The 3,970-nt window shown below is 36.0% G+C and carries 4 protein-coding genes; all 4 read right to left on the bottom strand.

Features of this window, described 5'->3' with window-relative positions; translation table 11 throughout:
• Nucleotides 1-115: 115 nt before the first annotated feature.
• Nucleotides 116-799 carry a DUF4386 domain-containing protein gene (locus WBA23_RS19450; RefSeq protein WP_424583946.1) on the bottom strand — a complete coding sequence of 228 codons (684 nt, stop codon included), beginning with the start codon at nt 797-799 and terminating at the stop codon, nt 116-118.
• 415 nt (nt 800-1,214) lie between these two features.
• On the bottom strand, nt 1,215-1,781 hold the full coding sequence (locus WBA23_RS19445) for a hypothetical protein (protein ID WP_424583945.1): 567 nt from the start codon (nt 1,779-1,781) through the stop codon (nt 1,215-1,217).
• Between the two features lie 362 nt (nt 1,782-2,143).
• Nucleotides 2,144-3,382, bottom strand: coding sequence for an MFS transporter (locus WBA23_RS19440; protein ID WP_424583944.1), 1,239 nt, complete (start codon nt 3,380-3,382; stop codon nt 2,144-2,146).
• Nucleotides 3,383-3,388: 6 nt separating this feature from the next.
• Nucleotides 3,389-3,970, bottom strand: a 582-nt coding sequence (locus WBA23_RS19435; protein WP_424583943.1) for a helix-turn-helix domain-containing protein, incomplete at its 5' end; no start/stop codon positions are given.

Below are 3,970 nucleotides of genomic sequence, written 5' to 3'. Positions count from 1 at the left end.
GCGGTTATCCGCCTGAGGCGGAACACACCAAACTAAAAATTCGAGAGGGTTTTCAGAAGTAGGCGAGAACAAGCTATTATTTATATACATTATTGTGTGCCGTTTTAACTTAATTTTACTCGTTGCTAGGTCTTATGCCAAAAATTAGTAAATAACCAATCATCCAAAATTCTCCAATGGTTGCGGGTAGCGTAAGAAATCTATTGAGGCTAAAATCAATTCCTGCGTAGCGGATAACGGTGCTAAATAGATAGCCAATACCACCTAAAACAATAACTCTTCCTAACCAGACAGGCATTCTTTTAGATTTGATGACTATGTATCCCATAGGAAACAGCCAAAGCCCAAAGAAAAGACCACCAATACCCCAAGCATTTGAAATTATATTTTGAAAAACATATGTTAGTACAACTTTGTCTTCCATAGCACTTATATCAGAACTGGCAACACCTATAGCAGAGGCGCTTGCAATTGCACTTATCATAATGGCTAATGCATTCACCATTCCCCATACACCTAGAGTCCAAGCTTCCCATTCATAACTATCTTTAAATAGTTTGTAAAACCAAACTGCGGTAAATGCTTGAGATATTACGATAGCAAACTCTAAGAGCAACCTAATTCTTGCAGTAGATTCTAATTCTATTAAATTCGTTAGCGTTTGTTCAGGGTTACCAGACACAAATATTTGAGAATGAAAGACCATAAAACCTAAAATCCCTGAAATAGCCATCATTAAATACCACACGCCAGTAATTCTTGCAGTTTTAATCAATTGTTTTTGCTTGGTGTCAATCATAGATTATTTGGTTTTATTACTTCATACTAATTTTGATGATGTAATAGGATAATTGTTACAGTTTTTCCCTGAAGACTTACAACAGTTAGTAAAAGAGGAATAGCAGACATTAAAACTTGAAAATTTCGGTTAAATACAGCCCCCTTTTATATTTACTTACTTCAGTTTTAGTGATCAAACCGTCATTATTTCTTATACATTGTTGTAGTACATTTTTACCCTATTTGTAATTCTTTTGTCCTTGAACCTTTAATGAGATGCCAAAGCATGAATTCTGAAATTTGCTCCTGAGAATTCGAAAGAAAGTAGGAAGACCCCTTGGTTAGGGTAAATACCTTTACCAAATTCGTTACAGCCATAAGATAAACTCCAGTGTATTATTGGTTCAAAGAGCAGAGAAGCGTTTTTGCTTATGCTAAAATCTATACCCTATTCGCAAGTGCATATTTAATTCTAGTTCACTTTTGTCTTTTGAATAACCAGCGCGTTCAGCAAATGTATGACTATATCCTACTCCTAAACCTACTTCATAATTAAGATGCTCCCCTATATTTCTTCTAATTCCCCAAGTGGGTATAATGGCGAAATCACTTACCACCGGAGCATCGTCAGTATTTAAAATAGCCAATTCTGGATGATAACTCGTTTTTAAGGCAATAAAATTGCCACTATTTCCATCAATTCTTTTTGAATTCTCAGAGCGTTTTTTGAGGTTATAATAGTATCTTGGCTCAACAACTATAACAGGTGTGAGCAGAAATGGAGAATTATAATCATCATAATAAGTAGTTTCCCAAATACCAAAATCAAAACCAACCTCTGTTCTTAGTGCTATGGTATTTGATAGTTTTGCTTCATTATACACCCAGATTCCTAAAACCCCAGTTTGTAATCCGAATGTTGATTTTTCTACACTTGTGTTTTGAGATTTGGCAACTAAAGTCAGTCCGCATAAAGTCAAGATTAATAATGTCTTTTTCATGTTTTTTTTATTAAGGTTTTTAAAAAAGTCCTTTTCCTTACTGTTTGTCCGTTTAGTAATAGGAAAGGAAGCAACATTCAATGGTTGTTTATACCTGATTGAATTGATAATGCAAAGATGGTGTGGAAAGGAAGGCGAGTCGTCCTGAAATGTAATTCAGAACCTATTATTGAGATTTGGAACTTCCTGAAACAGCCTTAAACTTGCTTAGACTGCAACCTTGGATATTAAGTTATAATGCTTAGTAACGCTTATTAGTTTTTGGCTCTGTTTGTAAAAGTTCCTTTGGCAAGGTGGATTACTGTATACCCAGGAATTCGACGCAGCATTTGAGAGGCCACTAATTGGAGAACGGCAGAACCTTAGTCTTCTGAGACAGTATTCTTTTTTTTAACCATTCGATTAATAATAAACATCAATCCAATTGTCAAAATCATTAATGAAATTACGACGACCCCTAAGGTGGAAAAATTATTTATCATTCCATCTTCAGATTGAAATACTATCCACCCAGCTAGTATGGCAGCTGTACCAGCAACAGCCAACTGCATTGCTGCATCAACAGCCATGTATGCACCACGATCCTCCACTTCAGGGACCACTGTCCCAATAGCTGAAGATGAGATACTTCGAGCATTAATTCCAATAAAAAGGAAGGTGTGAACAATGGCAACTGTCCAAAGAGGGTTTATTGCCAAGTTCGTAAATACCCCTACCGTCAAAATTGTAATCATTGTTCCTATTACAAAAATTTTGAGTGTTCCATATTTATCTGTTAAACGACCCATAAGGGGAGAGAAAACGAAAGTCGAAACCCCTGCGATTCCATATAGTAAGGGAAGGTCATCAAGACCTACTCCAAGATTGTTAGTGCAAAAAGCAGCGCTAAAAGTCATCAAAATAACATCTCCTGCTACTAACAGCATATTATTAAAAAACACGATTAGATAATTTCTATTGCTGATTATTTTAAATGAATGAAGCCAAGGATTGACTTTAACCGGTTTTTGTAGATGCTCGTTTACAGGATTAATTTTCCAAACGACTAGAAAAATGGTAATGATTCCGATAAGTAAAATCAGCCCAAAAGCTAAATGCCAATCCCACTCAGAAGCCAAGTAAAGTGCAAGCGGTAAACCCAAAATTTGACTCCCTGCAGAAGCCATTTGTAGAATTCCCATAGCCCTTCCTCGTTGAGTCGTTTCAAATAGATCAGCTATGATGGCAAAGCAAATAGGACCAACAACACCACCAAATGTCCCAGTTATTATCCGAGCAATAACCAATACGTGAAAGGTGGGCGCACTTGCACAAAATAGAACTCCCAGCAAAAAACCCGAGTAAAAGAAAAGCAGTAGTTTTTTTCGATCAAATTTATCAGCATAGCCTGATAATACTATAGCAGTTATTCCAGCACTAATTGGATATGCCGAGGCAAGTAGGCCAAACTGTTTGGTAGTGATCTTGAGTTCTGGAAGAAGAATTGCGGATAAGGCAGAGGTAAGCATGTAGTCCAAAACAATTGTCAATAAAACGACTGCAATGATGGTGACTAAAAGAAATTGATACCGGGTAAATTTGGGCTTAGACTTGACAGTCACTTGATCCTATTCTTTGTGGAATTTGACCCATGTTTTTGGAGTCATTCCTTCCATTTTTTTAAAAAAAGCATTGAATACTGTTTTGGAGTTAAAGCCACTGTCATAAGCTAAACCTAAAAGTGTAAGGTTTCCATTATTTGGGTTTAGTGCTTTTTCTTTAAAAGCAATCAATCGGTATGCGTTAATGTATTCATTAAAATTCTTACCTATTTGTTCATTGAGTAACCAGGATAATTTATTGGGCTGCATATCCAATTTTTCTGCTAAAAGCCTTAGCGAAATCGATGAGTCCAAAAAGACCTCATCTTCTTTCATTAGCTTACCTAATTGTTTTAAATAGTGTGCTATTTCATTTTTACTTAATAATGATGGGTTGACAAAGGTGGTTTCAGCTATGGTTATCGGTTCAAGAATATGCTTCTTTTTTATTGAAGGAGGAAAATTCATTTGGGTATAAATTTCTTTAAACCGAGCATTATCCCGAAGATTATCCCAGACCCAATAGTTCTTCAAGGTACACAGCGTAACCGAGCGTTCTTCGTATGCATTACCTAAGTAGAATATGGCTTCATCAGGCATATTTAAAAG

Origin of the sequence: Tunicatimonas sp. (genome assembly GCF_049647865.1) — a bacterium.
Taxonomy (GTDB): Bacteria; Bacteroidota; Bacteroidia; order Cytophagales; family Cyclobacteriaceae; genus Tunicatimonas.
This window is presented reverse-complemented; position numbering and strand designations above follow the sequence as displayed.

What these genes read in the sequence shown, in the direction of transcription:
- WBA23_RS19450 (WP_424583946.1), bottom strand. Translation starts at nt 799, where the DNA reads ATGATTGACACCAAGCAAAAACAATTGATTAAAACTGCAAGAATTACT.
- WBA23_RS19445 (WP_424583945.1), bottom strand. Translation starts at nt 1,781, where the DNA reads ATGAAAAAGACATTATTAATCTTGACTTTATGCGGACTGACTTTAGTT.